16 protein-coding genes are annotated in these 22,504 nt (G+C 74.5%); 8 read left to right on the top strand and 8 right to left on the bottom strand.

The genetic code is table 11. The annotated features are described in order from the left end of the window. Positions 1 to 8: 8 nt before the first annotated feature. Complete coding sequence (locus LIX60_RS21020; RefSeq protein ID WP_227959869.1) at positions 9 to 1,010, bottom strand: 4-hydroxy-3-methylbut-2-enyl diphosphate reductase; 1,002 nt, start codon at positions 1,008 to 1,010, stop codon at positions 9 to 11. A 353-nt stretch (positions 1,011 to 1,363) separates the two neighbouring features. On the opposite strand from LIX60_RS21020, the gene LIX60_RS21025 reads away from it, so the two are divergent. Next, a complete protein-coding gene (locus LIX60_RS21025; RefSeq protein WP_227959870.1) occupies positions 1,364 to 2,104 on the top strand; it encodes an IclR family transcriptional regulator in 741 nt (246 codons plus the stop codon). Positions 2,105 to 2,188: 84 nt separating this feature from the next. Here the strand turns inward: LIX60_RS21025 and LIX60_RS21030 are convergent, their stop codons facing one another. The 3 genes from LIX60_RS21030 to LIX60_RS21040 all read right to left on the bottom strand — a co-directional run bounded on the left by LIX60_RS21030 (position 2,189) and on the right by LIX60_RS21040 (position 4,884). Continuing rightward, positions 2,189 to 3,040, bottom strand: coding sequence for a PIG-L deacetylase family protein (locus tag LIX60_RS21030; protein ID WP_227959871.1), 852 nt, complete (start codon positions 3,038 to 3,040; stop codon positions 2,189 to 2,191). 320 nt (positions 3,041 to 3,360) lie between these two features. Continuing rightward, the gene (locus LIX60_RS21035; protein WP_227959872.1) at positions 3,361 to 3,951 is read right to left on the bottom strand and encodes a TetR/AcrR family transcriptional regulator; all 591 of its coding nucleotides are present in this window, start codon (positions 3,949 to 3,951) and stop codon (positions 3,361 to 3,363) included. A gap of 63 nt (positions 3,952 to 4,014) precedes the next feature. Continuing rightward, the gene (locus tag LIX60_RS21040) at positions 4,015 to 4,884 is read right to left on the bottom strand and encodes an SDR family oxidoreductase (RefSeq protein ID WP_227959873.1); all 870 of its coding nucleotides are present in this window, start codon (positions 4,882 to 4,884) and stop codon (positions 4,015 to 4,017) included. A gap of 554 nt (positions 4,885 to 5,438) precedes the next feature. On the opposite strand from LIX60_RS21040, the gene LIX60_RS21045 reads away from it, so the two are divergent. The 3 genes from LIX60_RS21045 (at position 5,439) to LIX60_RS21055 (ending at position 12,458) form a co-directional block, all read left to right on the top strand. Then, complete coding sequence (locus LIX60_RS21045; protein WP_227962849.1) at positions 5,439 to 9,347, top strand: ABC transporter ATP-binding protein; 3,909 nt, start codon at positions 5,439 to 5,441, stop codon at positions 9,345 to 9,347. Between the two features lie 145 nt (positions 9,348 to 9,492). Then, positions 9,493 to 10,764: an extracellular solute-binding protein gene (locus tag LIX60_RS21050; RefSeq protein ID WP_227959874.1), complete on the top strand. Its 1,272-nt coding sequence runs from the start codon at positions 9,493 to 9,495 to the stop codon at positions 10,762 to 10,764. Positions 10,765 to 10,937: 173 nt separating this feature from the next. After that, positions 10,938 to 12,458, top strand: a complete 1,521-nt coding sequence (locus LIX60_RS21055; protein ID WP_227959875.1) for an aminopeptidase — start codon at positions 10,938 to 10,940, stop codon at positions 12,456 to 12,458. A gap of 111 nt (positions 12,459 to 12,569) precedes the next feature. Here LIX60_RS21055 and LIX60_RS21060 read toward each other — a convergent pair whose 3' ends face one another. The 4 genes from LIX60_RS21060 to LIX60_RS21075 all read right to left on the bottom strand — a co-directional run bounded on the left by LIX60_RS21060 (position 12,570) and on the right by LIX60_RS21075 (position 17,931). Next, entirely contained in the window at positions 12,570 to 13,238 is a 669-nt protein-coding gene (locus LIX60_RS21060; RefSeq protein ID WP_227959876.1) for a hypothetical protein, read from the bottom strand. A gap of 113 nt (positions 13,239 to 13,351) precedes the next feature. Next, positions 13,352 to 15,211: a glycoside hydrolase family 3 protein gene (locus LIX60_RS21065; RefSeq protein WP_227959877.1), complete on the bottom strand. Its 1,860-nt coding sequence runs from the start codon at positions 15,209 to 15,211 to the stop codon at positions 13,352 to 13,354. Positions 15,212 to 15,712: 501 nt separating this feature from the next. Then, the gene (locus LIX60_RS21070) at positions 15,713 to 16,537 is read right to left on the bottom strand and encodes a sugar phosphate isomerase/epimerase (protein ID WP_227959878.1); all 825 of its coding nucleotides are present in this window, start codon (positions 16,535 to 16,537) and stop codon (positions 15,713 to 15,715) included. 338 nt (positions 16,538 to 16,875) lie between these two features. Next, a complete protein-coding gene (locus tag LIX60_RS21075; protein ID WP_043467162.1) occupies positions 16,876 to 17,931 on the bottom strand; it encodes a LacI family DNA-binding transcriptional regulator in 1,056 nt (351 codons plus the stop codon). Between the two features lie 230 nt (positions 17,932 to 18,161). On the opposite strand from LIX60_RS21075, the gene LIX60_RS21080 reads away from it, so the two are divergent. The 4 genes from LIX60_RS21080 to LIX60_RS21095 all read left to right on the top strand — a co-directional run bounded on the left by LIX60_RS21080 (position 18,162) and on the right by LIX60_RS21095 (position 22,466). Further along, the gene (locus tag LIX60_RS21080; RefSeq protein ID WP_227959879.1) at positions 18,162 to 19,097 is read left to right on the top strand and encodes a PmoA family protein; all 936 of its coding nucleotides are present in this window, start codon (positions 18,162 to 18,164) and stop codon (positions 19,095 to 19,097) included. A 215-nt stretch (positions 19,098 to 19,312) separates the two neighbouring features. Further along, positions 19,313 to 20,464 carry a Gfo/Idh/MocA family protein gene (locus LIX60_RS21085; protein ID WP_227959880.1) on the top strand — a complete coding sequence of 384 codons (1,152 nt, stop codon included), beginning with the start codon at positions 19,313 to 19,315 and terminating at the stop codon, positions 20,462 to 20,464. Then, complete coding sequence (locus LIX60_RS21090; protein WP_227959881.1) at positions 20,461 to 21,639, top strand: dihydrodipicolinate synthase family protein; 1,179 nt, start codon at positions 20,461 to 20,463, stop codon at positions 21,637 to 21,639. The genes LIX60_RS21085 and LIX60_RS21090 overlap by 4 nt, the downstream gene beginning before the upstream one ends. After that, the gene (locus LIX60_RS21095) at positions 21,636 to 22,466 is read left to right on the top strand and encodes a sugar phosphate isomerase/epimerase (protein ID WP_227959882.1); all 831 of its coding nucleotides are present in this window, start codon (positions 21,636 to 21,638) and stop codon (positions 22,464 to 22,466) included. Before LIX60_RS21090 ends, LIX60_RS21095 begins: the two co-directional genes overlap by 4 nt. Positions 22,467 to 22,504: the final 38 nt, after the last annotated feature.

Here is a 22,504-nt window from a genome sequence, read left to right on the forward strand (position 1 = left end):
CTCCTCGCTCAGCTGGAACGGCCGTCCGCCGTCCGCCGCGCGGCACCGCGCAGGGGCGAGGGAAGGTCGAAACTCACGGTCTCGCGGGCGATCTCGCGCTCCTCGACGTGGACCGGACCGAACGCCCCCAGCCTGGTCACGACCTCCGTGACCAGGGCGGGCGGTGCCGAGGCTCCGGCCGTCAGCCCGACGGTGCGCACCCCCGCGAGCCATTCCGGGCGGATGTCGGCGGCCTGGTCGATCAGCTCGGCGCGGGTGCCCTCGCGCTGTGCGAGCTCCACCAGGCGGACCGAGTTGGAGGAGTTCTCCGAGCCGACGACCAGCACGAGGTCGGACTCCCCGACGATCGCCTTCAGCGCGGCCTGCCGGTTGGTGGTGGCGTAGCAGATGTCGTCGGACGGCGGCTCCTGCAGCAGCGGGAACCTCTCCCGCAGCGTGCCGACGACCTCCGCGGTCTCGTCGACCGCGAGCGTGGTCTGGGTGAGGTAGGAGACCTGCCGCCCGAGATCGGGCGGCAGCTCGCGGGCCTCGTCGGGCGTCGAGACCAGCACCATCGACTCCGGCGCCTCCCCGAGCGTGCCCTCGACCTCCTCGTGCCCGGCGTGGCCGACGAGCACCACCGTGTCGCCGCGGGCGGCGAAGCGGCGTGCCTCGGCATGGACCTTGGCGACCAGGGGGCAGGTTCCGTCGATGACCTCCAGGCCGCGCCGGTCCGCCTCCTTCCGCACGGCGGGGGAGACCCCGTGCGCGGAGAACACCACCGTCGCGCCGTCGGGCACCTCGTCCAGCTCCTCGACGAAGACCGCGCCCCGCCCCGCCAGATCGTCCACGACCGTGACGTTGTGCACGATCTGCTTGCGGACGTAGACCGGGGCGCCGCGCTGTTCCAGAGCCCGCTCCACGATCTCGATGGCCCTCTCGACGCCTGCGCAGAAGGAACGGGGGCCGGCCAGCAGGACCCGGCGGGCGACGCCGTCCGCCGCGTTCTGGTACGAGCTCACATCAGCCATGGCCAGGACGGTACGGAGAGCAAGGCCGGCCGAGCTACGGCCGTTTCCACTTTCCGGAACGGTCGTTGCTCCGGTGCCGGACGCGCGGTGCCGGATGTGCGGTGCCGGATGTGCGGTGCCGGACCCGCGCAGGCCCCGGGGCCGGTTCCGTGCCGTCAAAAGGGCCCAACCCCGAGCACCCTCGGGACAGCAACCCCGGACGATCTTGAGTCCGCCGTCCCGGCGCAGGTAGGCATGGAGCCGTTGGTGTGTGCCTCGGTGACGGGAGCATCACGGTGGACGGTGAACGACACCCCCGGGCGCCGCGCCCGGGGGCAGCCGCCGGGACGGCGGTGAGGACGGCCGAGCCCGGAATGCCGGGGGGCCCGCTGCGCAAGGCGCTCGCCGTACTCGAGGCCCTGGCGGAGGCGTCGCGGCCGCTGACCCTGTCGGAGCTGTCGCGTCTGGTGAACCTGCCGAAGTCGACGCTGCACCGTCTGATGCTGTCGCTCACCGACATCGGCCTGGCCGTCCGGCGGGAGTCGAAATCCTATGAACTCGGCACCTATCTGTCCCGGCTGGGGGCCACGAGCGGTCCCGCCGGGGTGCAGCGGCTCAGCTACCCGGTCACCCCGTTCCTGCTCGAACTGTTCCAGCTCACCAACAGGATCGTCAGCCTCGGCACCCTGTCGGGGACGAACGTCCAGCATGTCGGGACCCTGTACGGGCAGGAGCACGCCCGGCTCGCGATGGCGCTGCGGCAGCCGGTCCCGGCGCACGGCTCGGCGGCGGGCAAGCTCCTGCTCGCGCTGTCCCGGCGCGATCCGGCGGACCTCCCCGGCACGGCGGGGGCCGGAGAGGGCGCGACCCGCGGCCGGAGGGACGCGCTGCGGCGCGAGTTCGAGCGCATCCGGCGGACCGGCCTGTCCTACGCCCGCAGCGAGTGCATCCCCGACCTGGTCGAACTGGCCGCCCCGGTCCGGCTCGGAAGGGCCGGCCCGGTGGCCGCGGTCGTGGTGGGGGACACGGTGAACACCAGGGATCTGCGCGGCGTCGCGCGGGCCCTGCTCGACACCGTCGGCGCCATCGAGCAGCAACTGGCCGACGCCTGCTGACGCGTCCGGGACGGGGCCGAGTCCCCGGAGTCCCCGGAGTCCCCGGAGTCCCCGGATTCACCGGAGCCGCCGGAGCCGCCGGAGTCAGGGGCCCGGTGGGCGGAGCCGGCGCAGGTGTTCGCGGTCGCCGAGGAGTTCCAGGCGCCGCCAGAGGACGCTGCCGGGCACGGCCTGGCTGCGGTGGCAGGCGACGGCCTTGAGCTGCGGGGCGCGGTCCACGGTGACGGTGAGGTCGACGGCCTCGGGCGGATGGCCGTCGAAGGCGGCGCCGCACTCCCGGCGGAGCCGGTCCGCCACCGCTTCCGGGACGGTCCAGCCCAGGACGGGCAGGCCGAGGCCGCCGGCCGCGCGGAGGGCGGCGGCCGTGGCGGCGGCGTGGTCGGGGTGCCCGGTGACGCCGGTGGGGTCGAAGACCAGCAGCCCTTCCGCGTCCGTCTCCCGGGCGGCGTCCGTGACCCGGCCGGCGAGTTCACCGGGGTCGGCGGCGGAGAGGTGCCCGTCGGGATAGGACAGCAGCCGGACGTCGCCGATGCCGAGGACACCGGCCGCGGTCGTGAGTTCGTCCGCGCGCAACCGCTCCAGGTCCCCGGCGACGCCGTGCAGCGTGGACGCCTCGCCGTGGGTCAGGCAGAGGACGGAGACCCGGGCGCCGTCCCCGGCGAAGGCGGCGAGGAGGGCGCCGAGGGCGAAGGACTCGTCGTCGGGGTGGGCGACCACGGCCAGGACCGAACGCCAGCGGGGGAGACGGCCGCCCGGGGGCGGTGAGGGGTCCGGGGCTCCGGCATCGCCCGGGAGGTGCGCGCGGTCCGTGGGGTGCGCGCGGTCCGGTCCGGGCTGCGCCGGCAGCCGGGCGGGGACGGTGTCCGCGGGGAGGGCGCGGTCGCGGGTGGCGCCTTCGCGGGCGTCGTCGGCGGGCCGTGGGGTCGGGTCGGGCACGGCGTCTCCTTCGGTGCGTACCCGTCCGGGCTCGCGCCCGGCCGGTGGCCACGGCGGGCCGCCGCCTTCCGCGCCGGTGCCGGAACCAGCGGTACCGCCCTTGTGACCAGGGGAACCCCTGCGCCCATCCCGGCATTCCCGCAGCTCCTGACGGGAGCGCACGCCCCATGCCCCCGGGGCACCGGTGCCCGCGCCGTTTCCCCTCCGGCGGCGAGCGCCGGCCGGTGCTCCGGGACGGTACGGACGCGCTCGGCATCACCGACGGCGAACCGCGCTCCCGCACAGGGGGCAGCACGGGCACGGGCCGCCCCGGCCGGCGTTCAGGGGGCCGGGGTCCTGGGCAGCAGGCCGATCAGCATGTCGATGAGTTCCTCGGCGCCGGCGTTCCATTTCCCGGTGGTGAAATGGCCGCTGAGGTCCAGGTCGCCGAGCCCGTGGGCGGCGGCGAGCAGGAGCCCCCCGTACCGCCGGCCGCCGGCGGGGTCCGCGACGACGCGGGAGACGACCGTCAGGAAGTGGTCCTGTGCGCGCTCCGCCGCCCGGACCGTCTCCGTCGGATCGGCCACCGGGGTGGCGAACATGAGGCGGTACAGATGCGGGCGCGAGCGGGCGAGACCCATCAGGGTGAGCAGAGCCCGGCGCAGGGACTGCTCGGGCGGCGTACCGGTGCCGGAGTCCGCGGCCAGTTTCTCCAGGGTGTCGCCGACTTCCTGCCAGGCATCCTCCGCCAGCCGCATCAACAGGTGTTCCTTGTCGGGAAAATGGCGGTACGGGGCCGACCGCGAGACGCCGGCCCGGGCGCCGACCTCCCGCAGCGTCACCGCGCCGGGACCCCCGCTGTCGAGCAGCGCGCCCGCCGCGTCGAGCAGCGCGCGGCGGGTTTCGGCGGCGGTTTCCGCACGGGTGGCCATAGCCGGTGATCCTAGCGTCGACGCGGCCGCCCGAGGTCCGCGGACCGTGGGGCGCCGGGCGCGCTACGCGGGCCGCGCGCCCGGGCCCGCGAGGCCCAGCTGCCTGGCGATGAGGCCGTCCACCATGCGGTCGCTGAGCAGACCGGTCAGCCTCGCCAGCAGCTTCGCGTCGCGGCCGACGAGATAGCGCGTGCGGGGCCTGCGGGCGGTCGCGGCTGCGACGATGACCCGTGCCGCCCGGTGGGGCCGGACGCCCTGCCCGGCCTGCTGTTCCGACTGCTTCCGGAGGGCGGCGACCAGGTCGTCGTACCGCGCGTGCTGGTCGGCCGTCATGTCGGCGGCGATGGCCTCCATGGTCGCGATGCCCTTGCCCCAGATCGGCGTCGCGACCGTGCCCGGTTCGACGAGGACGACCTTGACGCCGCAGCGGGCCACTTCGCGGCGCAGGGCGTCGCTGTAGCCCTCCAGCCCGAACTTGGCCGCCGCGTAGGCGCCGTAGGTGGGGAAGGCGACGCGCCCGCCGATCGAGGAGACGTTGATCAGCCGGGCGTCCCCGGCGGCGACGAGAGCGGGCAGCAGGGCACGCGTCACCGCGACATGGCCGAACAGGTTGACGTCGAAGTGCCGGCGCCACTCGGCGAGGGGGATGGTCTCGGCCGGAGCGTTGAGGGCCACGCCCGCGTTGTTGACGAGGACGCCGAGAGGGCGTCCGTGCGGGTCGCGGGCGACACGGCCGGCCAGCGCCGCCACCTGCTCCTCCTCGGTGATGTCCACGATCACCGGCTCCACGCCCGGCCCGGCCGCCCGGTCGGCGTCCTCCTGCCGGCGGACGCCGGCCAGGACATGGAATCCGCGCCGCGCCAGTTCCTCCGCGGTCGCCCGGCCGATGCCGGTGGAAGCCCCTGTCACCACGGCCAGTTTGTCGGCAGTCATCGCGCGCCTCTTTCGGTTGACGTTGTCATCTGAAAGTACCGGGTTGGGTTGACGGCGTCAACTGGATCCCGTTGCCCGAATCCGCCGGCGACGGGCCGGGCCGGGCACCGGGTGGGGTGACCGGCGGCGGAGGAGTGCTCCGCCCGGAGGCCCAGGACCTGCGACCGGCCGGATCCCCGGCCAAAGTGGGTACGCGCGAGCGAAACAAAAACGGCCGCCCGAGGTGTTCTCGATCGTGGTGCTGTGGGATGGCCACGGCACCGCACGAGCGGGGACGACGGAGGTCATCGGTGGGCGGCACGGCGACGGAGGCGGCTGACCGGCGCGGGACGGGACCGGAGGCGGGGACCAGGGACGGCGGGCGCGGGACGGCCGGGGAGCCGGGCGGCCCGGGAGAACCCGGCTCCCCGGGGAACTCCGGGGACTCGGGCGGCTCCGGCGGCGAAGGCGGCCCCGGTGGCCCCGGCGGCCCCGGCGGCGAAGGAGCCGGCGGCCGGTCCGGGAAGCCGGACGCCCGGGAGGAGGAGCGGCGGCAGCAGGGCTGGGCCCGGCGGCTGACCGGCTACGCCTGGCGCTACCGGCGGAACGTGCTCCTCGCCCTCGGCTCCTCCCTCGGCGGCATGGCCGTGATGGCGCTGGTGCCGCTCGTCACCAAACTGATCATCGACGACGTGGTGGTCGAGCACAGCCGCCCCATGGCCCCCTGGGCCGCGGCCCTGATCGGCGCCGCCCTCGCCGTCTACGCCTTCACCTACGTCCGCCGCTACTACGGCGGACGGCTCGCCCTCGACGTCCAGCACGACCTGCGGACCGACATGTACCGCTCCCTCGTCCGGCTCGACGGGCGGCGGCAGGGCGAACTCTCCACCGGCCAGGTGGTCGGCCGCGCCACCAGCGACCTCCAGCTGATCCAGGGCCTGCTGTTCATGCTGCCGATGATGATCGGCAACGTCCTGCTGTTCGTCCTCTCGCTCGGCGTGATGCTCTGGCTGTCGCCGCTGCTCACCCTGGTCGCCCTCGCCATGGCGCCCGCGCTCTGGTTCCTGGCCGACCGCAGCCGCAAACGGCTCTTCCCCGCCACCTGGTACGCCCAGGGGCAGGCGGCGGCCGTCGCCGGGATCGTGGACGGCGCCGTCACCGGCGTCCGCGTCGTCAAGGGCTTCGGCCAGGAGGAGCAGGAGACCGGGAAGCTGCGCGAGGTGAGCCGGAAGCTGTTCGCCGGACGGATGCGCACCGTCCGCCTCAACTCCCGCTACACCCCCGCCCTGCAGGCCGTGCCGTCCCTCGCCCAGGTCGCGATGCTCGCGCTCGGCGGCTGGATGGCGACCCGCGGGCAGATCACCCTCGGCACCTTCGTGGCCTTCTCCACCTACCTCGCCCAGCTGGTCGGGCCGGTCCGGATGCTGACCATGGTGCTGACCGTCGGCCAGCAGGCCCGCGCCGGCGTGGAGCGGGTGATGGAGCTGATCGACACCGAGCCGGCCATCGGCGAACGCCCGGACGCGCGGGAGCTGCCCGCCGACGCCCCGGCGACCGTCGAGTTCGACGCGGTGACCTTCGGCTACGACCCCGAGCGCCCGGTTCTGAAGGACTTCTCGCTCTCCCTCGCGCAGGGCGAGACCGTCGCCCTCGTCGGCGCCTCCGGCAGCGGCAAGTCCACCGTCTCCCTGCTGCTGCCCCGCTTCTACGACGTGTCCCGGGGCGCCGTCCGCGTCGGCGGCCACGATGTCCGCGAGCTGACGTTCGAGTCCCTGCGGGCCGCCATCGGCCTCGTACCGGAGGACAGCTTCCTCTTCTCCGACACCGTCCGCGCCAACATCGCCTACGGCCGGCCCGGCGCCACCGACGCGGAGATACGGGCCGCCGCCCGCGCCGCCCAGGCCGCGGGGTTCATCGAACAACTGCCCGACGGTTACGACACCGCGGTCGGCGAGCAGGGCCTCACCCTCTCCGGCGGCCAGCGCCAGCGCATCGCCCTGGCCCGCGCCATCCTCACCGACCCCCGGCTGCTCCTCCTCGACGACGCCACCTCCGCCGTCGACGCCCGTGTGGAGCACGAGATCCACGAGGCGCTGCGCGGGGTGATGGCCGGCCGGACGACCCTGCTGATCGCCCACCGGCGCTCCACCCTCGCCCTCGCCGACCGCATCGCCGTCCTCGACCGCGGCCGGCTGTCGGACGTCGGCACCCACGAGGAGCTGGAGCGGCGCTCCGCGCTCTACCGCCGCCTGCTGACCGACCCGGACGAGCTGGGCGGCGTCGAACGCGACCCCGTGGCCCGGCTCGCGGAGCGGGAGCGCGAGGCGGAGCGCGAACGGACCCGGGAGCGGGACGGGGGCCGGCGGCCGGGACACGGGCGGCGGGACACCGGGCAGCCGGACGGTGACTCCTCCTTCGAGGACTTCGAGGCGGAACTCGACGCCGAGGCCGAGATGGGGGCCGAGCCCGTCAGCTCCCGCCGCCGGGTCGCCGAGCGCGTCACCCCCGAACTGTGGCGCCGGGCCGAGGAGCAGCAGGGCGCGACGGGCTCCGCGGCGGCCTCGTCCGCCTCTTCCGCCGGCCCGGCCGCGGCCGGCGCGGCGGCCGGTCCCGGCATCGCCGGCGCGCTGGCCGGGATGCCCGCCACCCCGGACCTGCTGGCCAAGGTGGCCGCGCTGCCGCCCGCCACCGACGTGCCCGGCATCGACGAGGAGCACGCCGTCCGGCCCGAACAGGACTACGGGCTGCGGCGGTTGCTGCGCGGCTTCGGCCGGCCCCTGCTGCTGGCCATCCTGCTGGTGGCCGTCGACGCGGGAGCCGGGCTGCTGCTCCCCGTCCTCATCCGGCACGGCATCGACGAGGGCGTGCAGCAACTGGCGCTCGGTGCGGTGTGGGCGGCCTCCGGGCTGGCGCTGGTGGTGGTGCTCGCCCAGTGGGCCGCGCAGATCGGCGAGACCCGGATGACCGGCCGCACCGGCGAACGCGTCCTCTACAGCCTGCGCGTGAAGATCTTCGCGCAGCTCCAGCGGCTCGGGCTCGACTACTACGAGCGCGAGCTGACCGGCCGGATCATGACGCGGATGACCACGGACGTGGACGCGCTCTCGACGTTCCTGCAGACCGGGCTCGTCACCGCGCTGGTCTCGCTGCTCACCTTCTCCGGCATCCTGGTCGTCCTGGTCGTCATCGACGTCGAACTGGCACTCGTGGTCTTCAGCACCCTGCCGGTCCTGATCGCGGGCACCTTCTTCTTCCGGCGCCAGAGCGTCAAGGCGTACGAACTGGCGCGCGAGCGGGTCAGTGTCGTCAACGGCGACCTCCAGGAGAGCGTCGCCGGGCTCCGTATCGTCCAGGCGTTCCGCCGCGAGCGGGACGGCATCACCCGCTTCACCGGGCGCAGCGACGGCTACCGGCGGGCGCGGGTGCGCGGACAGTGGCTGATCTCCGTCTACTTCCCGTTCGTGCAGCTTCTCGCGTCGGCCGCCGCGGCGGCCGTGCTGATCGTCGGCGCGGGCCGGGTCTCCGAGGGCACCCTCACGGCCGGGGCGCTCGTCGCCTATCTGCTCTACATCGACCTGTTCTTCGCGCCGGTGCAGCAGCTCTCCCAGGTGTTCGACGGCTACCAGCAGGCGACGGTGTCGCTCCGCCGCATCCAGGAACTGCTGCGCGAGCCGACCACCACGGCGATCGCCGAACACCCGCGCGAGGTGCGGGAACTGCGCGGCGAGATCGCCTTCGACGGCGTCCGGTTCCGCTACCGGCCGGCCGAGGGGGACGGCGCGCCGGAGGAGGCGCTGTCCGGGGTGGACCTGCGGATCCCGGCCGGGCAGACGGTCGCGTTCGTCGGCGAGACCGGCGCGGGCAAGTCCACCCTCGTCAAGCTCGTCGCCCGCTTCTACGACCCGACCGAAGGCGCCGTGCTCGTCGACGGCACCGATCTGCGGGAGCTGGATCTGGCCGGATATCGTCACCGGCTGGGTGTCGTGCCGCAGGAGTCCTACCTCTTCCCCGGCACCGTGCGGGACGCCATCGCCTACGGGCGCCCGGACGCCACCGACGCCGAAGTGGAGGCCGCGGCGCGGGCCGTCGGGGCCCACGAGATGGTCGCCTCGCTCAGTGGCGGCTATCTGCACGAGGTCTCCGAGCGGGGCCGCAATCTCTCCGCCGGGCAGCGGCAGTTGATCGCACTGGCCCGCGCCGAGCTCGTCGACCCGGACATCCTGCTGCTCGACGAGGCGACGGCCGCGCTCGACCTGGCGACGGAATCCCTCGTCAACCAGGCCACGGACCGGCTGGCGGGCCGGCGCACCACCCTGGTCGTCGCCCACCGGCTGACCACGGCCGCCCGCGCCGACCGGGTCGTCGTCATGGACGACGGCCGGGTCGTCGAGGACGGCACCCACGCCGAGCTGCTCGCCGCGGACGGTCACTACGCGCGGCTGTGGCGCACCTTCGCCGGAGAACCGGAAACCGCCGGGGTGTGACACTTCGCGGTTCCTGTTCGATACCGAAGCGATACGCACCGTGGCGTAGACCCGGGATGCTCCGCGATGGAGACTCATAAGTCGCGCCGTGTCCGGTTTTGATCGGTGCGGCGGGTTCGCATCGTGAGCAAAAGGCGGTAGTGCAGTGCAGCGGCGTTTCTTCGGTCCGATAGCGGCGGGTCTCTCGGCCGGTCTGGTCCTGACCCTCTCGGCGTGCGGCGAGAGTGCCACCGCGGAAGGCGGTGACGTCCAGCTCAAGCTGATCGTGACCGAATACGGCGACAGATCCGGCACCAGTTCCAAGAGATACTGGGACCAGCTGATCGGCGAGTTCCAGTTCGAACATCCGGACATAGCGGTCGATGTCGACGTCTATCCCCGCGGAGAGGTCGACCGCAAGGTCGCCGATCTCGTGAAGGCCGGCAAGGCGCCGGACATGGCCCAGATCGCCACCTACGCCGACTACGCGGCCAAGGACAAGCTCTACAGCGCCGACGAGCTCCTCTCCATCCCGGCCCAGGCCGACTTCATCCGGGCCGTCTCCGAAGCGGGCACCGCCAACCGCAAGCAGTACGGCCTGCCCTTCACCGCCAGCACCCGGGTGTTCTTCTACAACAAGAAGCTGCTGAAGCAGGCGGGCATCGACAGCCCGCCGAAGACGTGGGACGAGCTCCGGGCCGATGCGGTCGCGCTCAAGCAGTCCGGTGTCCAGACCCCGTACGGGCTTCCGCTGGGCCCGGAGGAGGCGCAGGCCGAGGCCCTCAACTGGATGCTGAGCGCCGGTGGCGGCTACACCGACAACATCGGCAGCTACACCTTCGACGCCCCCGAGAACATCCGGGCCTTCGAATGGCTGCGCGACGAGATGGTCGCCAAGGGGCTCACCAACGCCTCCCCGGGGAAGACCGACCGCCAGGACGCCTACGACGCCTTCGTCCGCGGCGAGGTGGCCATGCTCAACGGCCACCCCACCCTCATGCAGCGCGCCCAGGAGGGCGGCATCGACTTCGGCATGGCACCGCTGCCCGGCCGGGAGAAGCAGTCCACGGCCACCACCGGCGTCGCCGACTGGATGACGGCGTTCAAGGAGAACGGGAACCGCAAGCAGATCAGCGCCTTCCTCAACTTCGTCTACGACAAGAAGAACGTCCTCAAGTTCGCCGAGCAGTACGATCTGCTGCCGGTGACCAACTCCGCCTTCGACGCGATGCGGGCCGACGAGTCGCACAAGAACGTCTGGGAGTTCCTGGACCAGCTGCGCACCGCCCAGCTCTACCCGGTCGACAAGGTGTCCTGGGCTCCCATGGTCCGCACGCTGCGCGAGCAGATCGGCGGCACGGTGGAGCGGGGCGGCAACCCGGGGAGCGTGCTGCAGGCGATCCAGCGGGAGGCCGAGGCCACGGAGAACGCCACCTGACGGGTGCCGGTGGCGGTGCCGGTGGCGCTGCCGCTGACACCGCCGTTCCGGGCCGGGGTGCCGCCGTTCGCCCCGGTCCGTATGCCCGTTCGGGCAGTCCCGCGCAGGGCGGTCTGGCGGACGGGCAGCCTCCCGGCTAGGTTCGCAGATTCACGCGAACCCAGGGAGGGCGGATGCGCAAGGCGTTGACGTGGCTGCCGGCGCTGGCGGTGTTCTTGGGCACCCTGAGCGCCGGAACGGCGCCGGCCGCCGCGAACACGGCCGCGGAGCCCACCGGCACGGGCACCACGAGCACCGCGGGCCCCGGGAGCGGATCCGGCGGTGCCGGCGGCAGGGAGAGCACCGACAGCAGTGAGGGCACCGGCAGCACCGACATCAAGGACCGGATCCTCGCGATCCCGGGCATGAGCCTGGTCGAGGAGCAGCCGGTCGACGGCTACCGGTTCTTCGTCCTGCAGTACACCCAGCCGGTCGACCACCGCCGCCCGTACCTCGGCACCTTCCGGCAGCGGCTCACCCTGCTGCACAAGGCCACCGACCGGCCGGTGGTCTTCCACACCTCCGGCTACCACGTCTCCACCCGGCCCGGCCGCAGCGAGCCCACCCGGATCGTGGACGGCAACCAGGTCTCCCTGGAGTACCGCTACTTCACGCCCTCCCGGCCCGACCCGGCCGACTGGACCAGGCTGGACATCCGGCAGGGCGCCGACGACCAGCACCGCCTCTTCCGGGCCCTCAAGCGGATCTACCGCGCCAACTGGCTCTCCACCGGCGGCAGCAAGGGCGGCATGACCGCCACCTACTACCGCCGCTTCCACCCGGGCGACATGGACGGCACCATCGCCTACGTCGCGCCCAACGACGTCCGCAACCGCGAGGACTCCGCCTACGACCGGTTCTTCGAACAGGTCTCCACACCGGAGTGCCGGGCCGCGCTCAACGCCGTCCAGCGCGAGGCCCTCGTCCGCCGCGACGAGATCGTCGCCCGCTACGAGACCTGGGCCCGGGAGAACGGGGCCACCTTCACCACCGTGGGCAGCGCCGACAAGGCGTACGAGAACGTCGTCCTCGACCTGGTGTGGGCCTTCTGGCAGTACCAGTCGGAGGCCGACTGCGACGAGGTGCCCGGGCCCACGGCCTCCACCGACACCCTCTACGCGTTCGTCGACGAGGTCTCCGGCTTCTCCTTCTACACCGACCAGGTCCTCGGCGGGTACGCGCCGTACTTCTACCAGGCCGGGACCGAGCTGGGCTGGCCCTCCTTCCGCACCCCGCACCTCGACGGCCTGCTCCGCCACCCGGGCATCTACCAGCCGCGCAGCTACGTCCCCCGCGACATCCCGATGCGCTGGCGCGGCCGGGTGATGGACGACATCGACCGCTGGGTGCGCCACCGCGGCGAGCGGATGCTCTTCGTCTACGGCGAGAACGACCCGTGGGGCGCGGAGCGGTTCCGCCCCGGCAGGGGCTCGCGCGACGCGTACGTCTTCACCGCGCCCGGCGCCAACCACGGGGCGAACATCGCCGGGCTGACGGAGGCGGAGCGGGACAAGGCCACCGCGGAGGTCCTGGAATGGGCGGGGGTGGCCCCCGCCGCCGTCCGCCGCGACGCCTCGAAGGCCGAACCCCTGGCCGAGCGGGACGCGAAGCTCGACCGGAAGCCCGTCGAGCCGCGGAACGCCCTGCGCCCGTAGGCGCGGCGGGCGGAGGGCGCGGAACGGTACGGCACACAGCGGTCGGAGGGCGGGCGCCGTCGCACGGCGGGGCGCCCGCCCGGCCCGGGCACCCGGGCACCCACCCGGGCCTCAGAGGCGGCGGGCGCAGCCGGTCGGTTTGTCGCCGCCCAGCCGGACGTAGAGGTCCGTCGACGCGGGGCAGTCCGAGCGCTTGGCGACCGCCTTGGTCACCTTGAACTCCGGCGCCGGCTCGGCGGACGGGGCGCAGCCGGTCTCCCGGACCTCGTTCTCCCGCGTCAGCCGGACGCAGTCGCCGGCGATCGTGCGCGGGCCGCCACCGCCGCCCGGGTCGCCCGGGTGCGGCGGCTTCAGGTTGCGCATGCAGGCGTAGCCGCGCCGCGCCGTGGAGCCGGTGCCGCCGACGCCGTCCGGGCGCTCGGTGATGTGCAGCAGGAAGTCCGTGCGGGCCGGGCAGACGGGGCCGTCCTCGGTGCCGCCGTGGAAGCGGAGCAGCACCCTGGCCACGGCCCGCCCGTCGGTGCACGGCACCTCGTCGAAGGAACTGCGGCCGCGGGTGCTGCACTCGTCCTCGGCCAGGAAGACCACATTCGGCGCGGACGGGCTCGCGGCGGCCTGGTCCTCGGGGCCGGCGGTGCGGCCGGTGCCGGACGGGCCGGACTGCCCGCAGGCGGCGGTCAGGATGAGCGGAAGGGCGAGCAGGGCGCTCAGCGCGGCAGGTCGCGCCCCTCGCGCGGCCCGTGCCGTCGCCGGTCTCCCGCTCTGTCGTCGTGCGCGCATGGGCTCATCATCCCCCGTCCGCCGGGCGCGGCCCGCGGGGGCGGACGCACGCCCGGCGGCGGCGGGGCTTTTGCGGCGTACCGTCCGGGGATGCGCCCCGGACGTCGTAGGGATCAGTACGACAGGCCGTGGCCGATCGGGTACAGCACCTGCGCCGGGTCGTCCGCGTCGGGGACCGGGACGGGCAGTCGTCCGGTGGGGCCGGCCCGGCCCGCGATCACCCGGGCGGCGGCGCGCATCTCCCCGTCCGTCCAGGAGTAGCTCGCCAGCGAGGCCGCCACCCCGTCGAGCCGGGCGATGTCGTACGGGTTGCGGATCGCCAGATGGACGACGGGCACGCCGGTCGCGACGAGTTCGGAGACCAGGGTGCGCTGCGGGGACGTGGCGCTCACGTTGTAGGTGGCCACCACCACCGCGTCCCGGCCGGTCGCCGCGGTCACGGCCCGGTCGATCAGCTCGCGGGTCGGGGTGATGCCGGTGGACAGCGCGGTGGCGGTGAAGCCCAGCTCGGTGAGGGTCCGGGCGAGGACGGCGGTGGGCGGGCCGCCGGTGGCGGAGGGGGCGGCCGGGTCGGCGCCCACCACCAGCAGGTCGCTCCGCCCGCGGTGGTCGAGGGGGAGCGTACGGCGGCGGCCGCCGGTCCGCCGGTTGAGGAGGAGGGTCGTGGTGCGGTCGGCGATCCGCTGGGCCGCCCGCAGATGGGGCGGGACGCCGACAGTGCGGTCGACGCCCGCGTGCGTCACGTACGGCTCGTCGAAGAGGCCCCGGCGCTGCTTGAGCTCCAGGATGCGCAGCAGTGAGACGTCGATGCGCTCCTCGCTGATCTCGCCGCTCTCCACGGCCGCCAGCACGGCGTTGTAGGCGAGCCGGAAGTCCGGCGGGTTGAGGAGCTGGTCGACGCCGGCCTTGAGGGCGAGCACGGGCACCCGGTCGTCGCCGTACTTCTGCCGGACGCCCGCCATGTCGAGGGCGTCGGTCACCACGACGCCGTCGTAGCCGAGGCGTTCCCGCAGGATGCCGGTGAGGATCGGCCGGGAGAGGGTCGCCGGGTCCTCCGCCGGGTCGAGGGCGGGGACGACCAGATGGGCCGTCATGATCGAGTCGACGCCGGCGGCGATGGCGGCGCGGAACGGCGGCGCGTCGAGCCGCTGCCACTCCTCCTCGCTGTGGGTGATGACGGGGAGGCCGGTGTGACTGTCCGTCTGGGTGTCTCCGTGGCCCGGGAAGTGCTTGGCGGTGGCCGCGACGCGGGCGCTCTGATAGCCCCTCACCTGGGCGGCCACCAGCCGGGCGACGGACTGCGGGTCGGCGCCGAAGGACCGGACGCCGATGACGGGGTTGGCCGGGTTCACGTTGACGTCGGCGACCGGCGCGTAGTCCTGCCGGATGCCCATGGCCGCCAGTTCGGAACCGGAGAGGAACGCGGCCTTCCGGGCGTCCTCCCGCGAACCGTCCGCGCCGAGCGCCATCGCGCCGGGCAGCAGGGTCGCGGGCGCGCCCACGCGGGCCACGAGACCGTGCTCCTGGTCGGTGGAGACGAGCAGCGGGACGGGCGTGGGCTGGGCGAGGCCCGCGCGCTGGATGCCGTTGGAGAGATCGGCGATCTGGTGCGGGTCGCGGACGTTGTGCGCCCAGGCGAAGTAGATGATGCCGCCGACGTGGTACTCGGAGATCAGTTCGGCCGCGGTGGAGACCCCGATCTCCTTGCGGTTGGCGGCGGCGTCGGCGGGGTCCGGGTCGGTCGCGGAGTGCCCGTACACCCGCATGACGAACAACTGGCCGACCTTCTCGCGCAGGCTCATCCCGGAGATGAGCCGGCGGAGTCTCTTCCGGTCGACCGGGTGGTGACCGGGGGAGTGGCCCGGCGGGTGGGCCGGCCCGGCGGCGAAGACCTCGCCGGCGCCGGTGGCGGCGAGCGCCGCCGCTGCGGCGGTGGCGGTGAGCAGGGTGCGGCGGGACGGGGAACGGTGCACGGTGCGCTCCTTCCGTACGGAGGTGGCGGGCGCCGGAACGGCCCGCGGCCGATGGTGCGCCCGCGGACGGCCGGCGTGGGGGCCCGGGCGGGGGAGGGCCGGACCGGAGGGCGGGGCGGCGTGGGGCCGGTGTCCGGAGCGGGATGGCGGGCGGGGACGCGGACGTCCGGCGGTGCGGCGGTCTGACGGTCCGGCAGTCCGGTGGTCTGACGGTCCGGCGGATGAAGGAAACTTCCAGCCGTCAACGGATATCCGGAAAGTTTCCGCCAGTCAATGGCCCGTGCGGGCCGTGGACCCGTACGGGTCGCGGGGCGGCCCGCGGGGCGGTCGGCGGGGCGACCGTCGCGGTACGTGCCGTCAGGCGGCCCGTCCTCGCGTGTGCCGGCGTTCCCGAGCGGTAGCGGTAGCGGCAGCGGTATCGGTGGCCTGGCGTGGGTGGCCGGCGCCGGGGCGGGCGGAAACCGGGTGGGCGGCGCCCGGCCGGCCGGAGCGGCGGGTTCCTCAGGCGGACTGGGTCAGCAGCCCCAGCAGATGATCGCGCGCCGGTGCCAGCAGCCCCGGCAGCTCCGGAGACCGCGGGTACCAGCGCTTCTCGTACTCCCAGCACAGCCAGCCCGCGCCCGCGTCCGGGCGGGTCTCCGTCGCGTCCTGCCGGGTGAGCAGGTCCACGCACTCGGCGAGGGGCAGCGCGCCCGCGCCGAGCGGCAGCGGGTTGGTGTCCTCCACCGACGCGATGTCCTTGACCTGGACGTATCCGAGGTGCGGGGCGAGCACGGCGTAGGTGGTCTCCGGGTCCTCACCGGCCAGCCAGGGGTGCATCACGTCCCAGATCGCGCCGACGGACGCGTGTCCGACCAGGCCGAGCACGCGCGCCGTGTCGGCGCCGCGGCGGTGCGAGTCGTGGGTCTCCAGGAGGAGGGCGACGCCCAGGTCGGCGGCGCGCGGGGCGGCGGCGCCCAGACGGCGGGCGGCGGCCGCGTCGGCCTCCTGTTCGGTCGGCTGGTCCACCCCGCCGGGGAACACCCGTACGTACGGGGCACCCAGGTCGTGGGCGAGGGCGAGCAGCCCGTGCAGTTCGTCGACGACGGTCTCGTCGTCGCCGGGTGCCGCGACACGGGTGTAGCCGGCGGCGCTCAGGATCCGCACCCCGGCGTCCTGGAAGCGGCGCACGGTCTCCTTGCGGACCTCGGCGCCCACCCCGGGGTGCACGGGCTCGTCCGGGTGGACGCGGAGTTCCACGCCGTGGAAGCCGTTGTCCGCGGCGAGCCGCGCCACCTCGGAGATCTCCATCCCGGGGACACCGAGGGTCGAGAAGGCGAGTTGCACGGCGGCTCCTGGGGCGTGTCGGTCGGGCGGGGCGGCAGGGTGGCGGGGACGGGGCGGGCACCGCACGGTGTGCGTCCGTACTGCCACCCGTACTGCCATCCGTACCGCGTTCGTGCGGACATATGACGAGTGCCCGGGGTCGGCGCGGACATGCCGGGCAGGTCCGCACGCCGGTCCGGCGCGGCGGTCCCCGCCGGCGGTTCCGGACGGTGGCCGGGGCGATGAACGCGGTGCGTGCGTGCCGGCCGCGGACGGGCGGGTACGCCACCCTGGGCGCACGCCCCCAGAGGCGCGCCCCACGCGCCCCACGCGCCCCACGCGCCCCACCGGGCGCCCGGTCAGCGCGGCGGGGCGGTCGAGGCGCGGACCATGAGCTCGGCCCGGATGGTGGCCACACCGCCGGGCGGTGCCGTCTCCCGGTCCATCGCCAGCCGCCCCGCGCGGGCCCCGGCGTCCTGGAGCGGCAGCCGCACCGTCGTCAGCGCGGGGACGGCGTCCGCGCTGAAGGGCAGATCGTCGAAGCCGGCCACGGAAACGTCCTCCGGGATGCGCAGCCCCCGGTCGCGGAGGGCGGCGAAGGCGCCGAGGGCGATGGTGTCGTTCGCGGCGACCACCGCCGTCAGCCCGGGCTCCCTGCGCAGCAGTTCGAGGGTGGCGTCGTAGCCGGAGGCCCGGTCGAAGGAGCCGTGCACGGTCAGCCGCTCCGAGCCCTCGGTGAGCCCGGCGGCGGCGAGGGCCGCGCGGTGGCCCTCCAGCCGGTGCCGGGTGGTGGTCCGGTCCGGCGGCCCGGTGACGTAGCCGATGCGGCGGTGGCCCAGGGCGAGCAGGTGTTCGGTCAGCCGCTGGGCGCCGCCCCGGTTGTCGAAGGCCAGGGTGGTGACGGCGGGTTCCCCGTCCCCGCTGTGCGGCAGCGGCGGCCGTCCGCAGAGGACGACGCGGGTGCCCGCGGCCGTCAGCCGGCCGAGCTTGGCCGCCACGGCGGCCGCGTGACCGGCGCCCTCGGCGGCGCCCCCGGTGACGACCACGGCGGCGGCCCGCTGGCGCTGGAGCAGCGTGAGGTAGGTGAGTTCCCGCTCCGGGGAGCCGCCGGTGTTGCAGACCACGGCGAGCTTCCCGCCCCCTCCGGGGAGGCCGGCGATCTCCGACTGCACGGCCCCCGCGATGATCCCGAAGAACGGGTCGGCGATGTCGTTGACGAGAATGCCGACCAGGTCGGAGGTGGCCGCGGCCAGGGCGCTGGCCGGCCCGTTCACCACGTAGTCCAGCTCGTTCACCGCCCGCAGCACCCGCGCCCGGGTGGCCTCGGAGACCGGATAGTTGCCGCTGAGCACTCTGGAGACCGTGGCCGAGGAGACCTTGGCGTGCGCCGCCACATCCGCCAGAGTCACTGCCATCTGTTCCTCCGTGTCGCCGCCGGACGGTGCCCGGGACCACCTGCGGTCCCCCGGGGGCATGCTCTCACCCCCGCGGGGCGCTGAGCACCGGGCCGGTCGATTGCGGGCCGGGTCTTGTCCGGGCCCGCGCGCTCTGCCTAGGGTCCGGGGAAAGCGCTTTCCGCGCTGTCTTCCCCCCTTGCCGTCCCCGTCCTGCCCGCCGCCCCCGGGCATCACCTCCCCGGAGAACGATGAGCGCGCCTCTCACCGTCACCCATGTCCACGGCGACCGGATCTCCGTCGCCTGCGGTGACGTCGAACTGATGGCCTATGTCTACCGCCCCGACCCGGAGCCCTACGAGTCGCGCAAGCCGTACGCCCACCCGCTGCGCACCCTGGCCGGGCACACCGTCACCGGCTACCGCCCCAACGACCACCGCTGGCACAAGGGCCTCCAGCTGACGGCCAGCCACCTCTCCCACCAGAACTTCTGGGGCGGCAACTCCTACATCCACGGCCGGGGGTACCAGCGCGTCCCCGAACGGGTCGGCTCCATGCGGCACGACGGGTTCGACCGGGTCGGGGCCGACGGCGGCCGGACGTCCTTCACCGAGCGGCTGACCTGGGTCGCGCACGGGGGAGAGGAGTGGGTGCGGGAGGCGCGGACCGTCTCGGCGCACTCCGCCGACCCTCAGGCGGGCTGCTGGGCCCTGGACTGGTCGACCCGGCTCACCAACATCCGTGCGGAGCCGCTGGAGTTCGGCTCCCCGACCACGGCCGGCCGCGAGATGGCCGGCTACACCGGCCTGCACTGGCGCGGCCCGCGCGACCTCACCGGCGGTGACGTGCTCGGCCCCGGCGGGCGCGGCGGCCCGGGGGAGGCCGGGGCCGCCGACATGATGGGCACCCGCGCGCCCTGGCTGGCCTTCACCGGGGAGCACGACGCCGTCGACGCGCGGAGCACGGTCGTCTTCGCACACGCGCCCGAGAACGACCGCGCGATCCACGCGTCGCACTGGTTCGTCCGCTCCGAGCCGGCCCCCAGCATCGCCTTCTCCTGGGCGTTCTTCGAGGAGTTCACGCTGGAGCCGGGCGAGAGCTTCGGCTACCGCTACCGGCTGCTGATCGCCGACGGGGCGTGGGACCGGGACCGCATCGAGGGGCGTCTGGCGTCGCTGGACTGGTGACCGCCGGCGGGCCGTTCGGGCGCCGCCGGGGAGGCCCGCCGGTGCGAACGGGCGTCCGGTTGAGGCCGTGCGCTCCGTCGGCCGACTTGTGGGGACCGCGCGGGCCGGTTAGCGTCATGCGTAGAAAGCGCTTGCTGCCGGACCGCGCCCACTGGTGCCGCACGGGGACGGGCCGCGCGGGGCGGTGGTGCAGGGGTGGGAGAGGGGACGGTCGAGTGACACGCACGACGGTACGCATCGCCATGAACGGGGTGACCGGCCGGATGGGCTACCGGCAGCACCTCCTGCGTTCGGTGCTCGCCCTCCGCGAGCAGGGTGGCCTGGAACTGGACGACGGGACGGTCATCTGGCCGGAGCCCGTGCTCGTCGGCCGCCGCGAGCACGCCCTGCGGGCCATCGCCGAGCGGCACGGCCTGGAGCACTGGACCACCGACCTCGACGGCGTCCTCGCCGACCCGGCCACCGACGTCTACTTCGACGCCCAGCTCACCTCGGCCCGCGAGGCGGCCGTGCGGAAGGCGATCGCCGCCGGCAAGCACGTCTACTGCGAGAAGCCGGCCGCCGGGGATCTCAGCGGGGCCCTGGAGCTGGCGCGGCTGGCCCGGGACGCCGGGGTCAAGCACGGCGTCGTCCAGGACAAGATCTTCCTCCCGGGTCTGCGCAAGCTGAAGCGGCTCGTCGACGGCGGCTTCTTCGGCGAGATCCTGTCCGTCCGCGGCGAGTTCGGCTACTGGGTGTTCGAGGGCGACTGGCAGCCCGCGCAGCGCCCCTCCTGGAACTACCGCGCGCAGGACGGCGGCGGAATCGTCATGGACATGTTCCCGCACTGGGAGTACGTGCTGCACGAGCTGTTCGGCCCCGTGCGGAGCGTGCAGGCCGAGGTGGCCACGCACGTCCCGCGCCGCTGGGACGAGCGCGGCAAGCCGTACGAGGCCACGGCCGACGACGCCGCCTACGGCATCTTCCGCCTCGACGGCGGTGCCGTCGCCCAGATCAACTCCTCCTGGGCGGTGCGCGTCCACCGCGACGAGCTGGTCGAGTTCCAGGTCGACGGCACGGAGGGCTCGGCCGTCGCCGGGCTGCGCGGCTGCCGCGCGCAGCACCGCTCGGCCACCCCGAAGCCCGTGTGGAACCCGGACCTGCCGGCGACCGAGTCCTTCCGCGAGCAGTGGCAGGAGGTGCCGGACAACGAGGAGTTCGACAACGGCTTCAAGGCCCAGTGGGAGCTGTTCCTGCGCCATGTGGTGCTGGACGAGCCCTGGAGCTGGGACCTCCTCGCCGGGGCCCGCGGTGTGCAGCTCGCCGAACTCGGCCTGCGGTCGGCCGCCGAGGGCCGCCGCCTCGACGTGCCGGAGCTGTCGCTGTGAGCCTCCGTCTGCCCGCCGCCGGGGGCGCGTTCCGGGCGTACGAGCCGCGCCGCGAGCCCGCGCCGGCCGTGCGCGCGCGGGGCGCGGGGCGCCGGTCGGACGCGCCGCGTTCCCGTACCGTCTACGCCGCCGCCCATGTCGTCGCCGACCCCTTCGCGGACACCGCCCCGGACGGCCCGGCCGCCGTCGACTGGGAGGCCACCCTGGCCTTCCGGCACCACCTCTGGTCGCACGGCCTCGGGGTCGCCGAGGCCATGGACACCGCGCAGCGCGGCATGGGCCTGGACTGGCCGCGCGCCGCCGAGCTGATCCGCCGCTCCGCCGCCGAGGCGCGTGCCGCGGGGGGCCGGATCGTCTGCGGTGCGGGCACCGACCAGCTCACCGGCCCGGACGCCGGCCCGTCCGCCGTCCGGGCCGCGTACGAGGAACAGCTCGCGCTGGTCGAGGAGTCGGGCGCGCGGGCCGTCCTGATGGCCTCCCGCGCCCTGGCCGCCGCCGCGCGCGGCCCCGAGGACTACCTGGAGCTCTACGGGCATCTGCTGCGGCAGGCGCGGGAGCCGGTGATCCTGCACTGGCTCGGCCCCATGTTCGACCCGGCGCTGGAGGGCTACTGGGGCAGCGCGGACCTGGACGCCGCCACGGACACCTTCCTCGACGTGATCGGGGCCCACCCGGGCAAGGTGGACGGGGTGAAGGTGTCCCTGCTCGACGCCGGACGCGAGACCGCCCTGCGCCGGCGGCTGCCGGAGGGCGTCCGCTGCTACACCGGCGACGACTTCCACTACCCCGGACTCATCGCGGGCGACCAACACGGCTTCAGCCACGCGCTGCTGGGCGTCTTCGACCCGATCGGCCCGCTCGCCGCCGAGGCGGTGCGCGCCCTGGACGCCGGTGACACCGCCGGCTTCCACGCCCTGCTCGACCCGACCGTCCCCCTCTCCCGGCACCTCTTCGCCGCCCCGACCCGCTACTACAAGACCGGCGTGGTCCTGCTGGCCTGGCTCGCGGGCCACCAGGACCACTTCACGATGGTCGGCGGCCTCCAGTCGGCGCGCTCGCTGCCCCACCTGGCCCGGGCCTACGAACTGGCCGACGGCCTCGGCCTGTTCCCGGACCCGGAGCTGGCCGAGCACCGGATGCGCACCCTCCTCGCCCTCCACGGAGCCGCCCGGTGAACGGCCTCGAACGGTTCAGCCTCAACCAGGAGACCATCCGCCAGTGGTCGCTCCCCGACCTGGCCGAGGGGTGCGCCTCGGCAGGCGTACGGCGCGTGGGACTGTGGCGCGCGCCGGTGCAGGCGTACGGAGTGGAGCGCGCGGCACGGCTGATGCGCGAGACCGGACTGACGGTCAGCAGCCTCTGCCGGGGCGGTTTCCTCACCGCCACCGACCCGGCGGACCGGGCCGCCGCGCTCGCCGACAACCGCGCCGCCGTGGACGAGGCCGCCGCCCTGGGCGCCGGCACCCTCGTGCTGGTGTGCGGCGGGCTGCCGGAAGGGAGCCGCGACCTGTGCGCGGCACGGGAACGGATCGCCGACGCGCTGGCCGAACTGGTGCCCTACGCGGCCGAACGCGGGGTGCGGCCGGCCATCGAACCCCTGCACCCCATGTTCGCCTCGGACCGGTGCGTGGTCTCCACCCTCGCCCAGGCGCTCGACCTGGCCGAGCGCTTCCCCGCCGACCGGATGGGCGTGGTGGTGGACACCTACCACCTGTGGTGGGACGACACCGTGCCCCAACTGATCGAGCGAGCGGGCGCGTCGGGCCGCATCGCCGCCTTCCAGCTCGCCGACTGGATCACCCCGCTGCCCGAGGGCGTACTGCTGGGCCGGGGCCAGCTCGGCGACGGCTGCGTCGATCTGCGCGGGTTCCGCGAACGGGTGGACGCGGCGGGCTACACCGGGCCGGTGGAGGTGGAGATCTTCAACCCGGCGCTGTGGGCGCGCGACGGCGCGGAGGTGCTGGCGGAGACCACGGAACGCTACCGCCGGCTGGTCGCGTAGCGGCGGGGGCACCGCACCGTACGGGGACGGTGCCGCGC

Origin of the sequence: Streptomyces sp. S07_1.15 (assembly GCF_020739505.1) — a bacterium.
Lineage (GTDB): Bacteria > Actinomycetota > Actinomycetes > Streptomycetales > Streptomycetaceae > Streptomyces > Streptomyces xinghaiensis.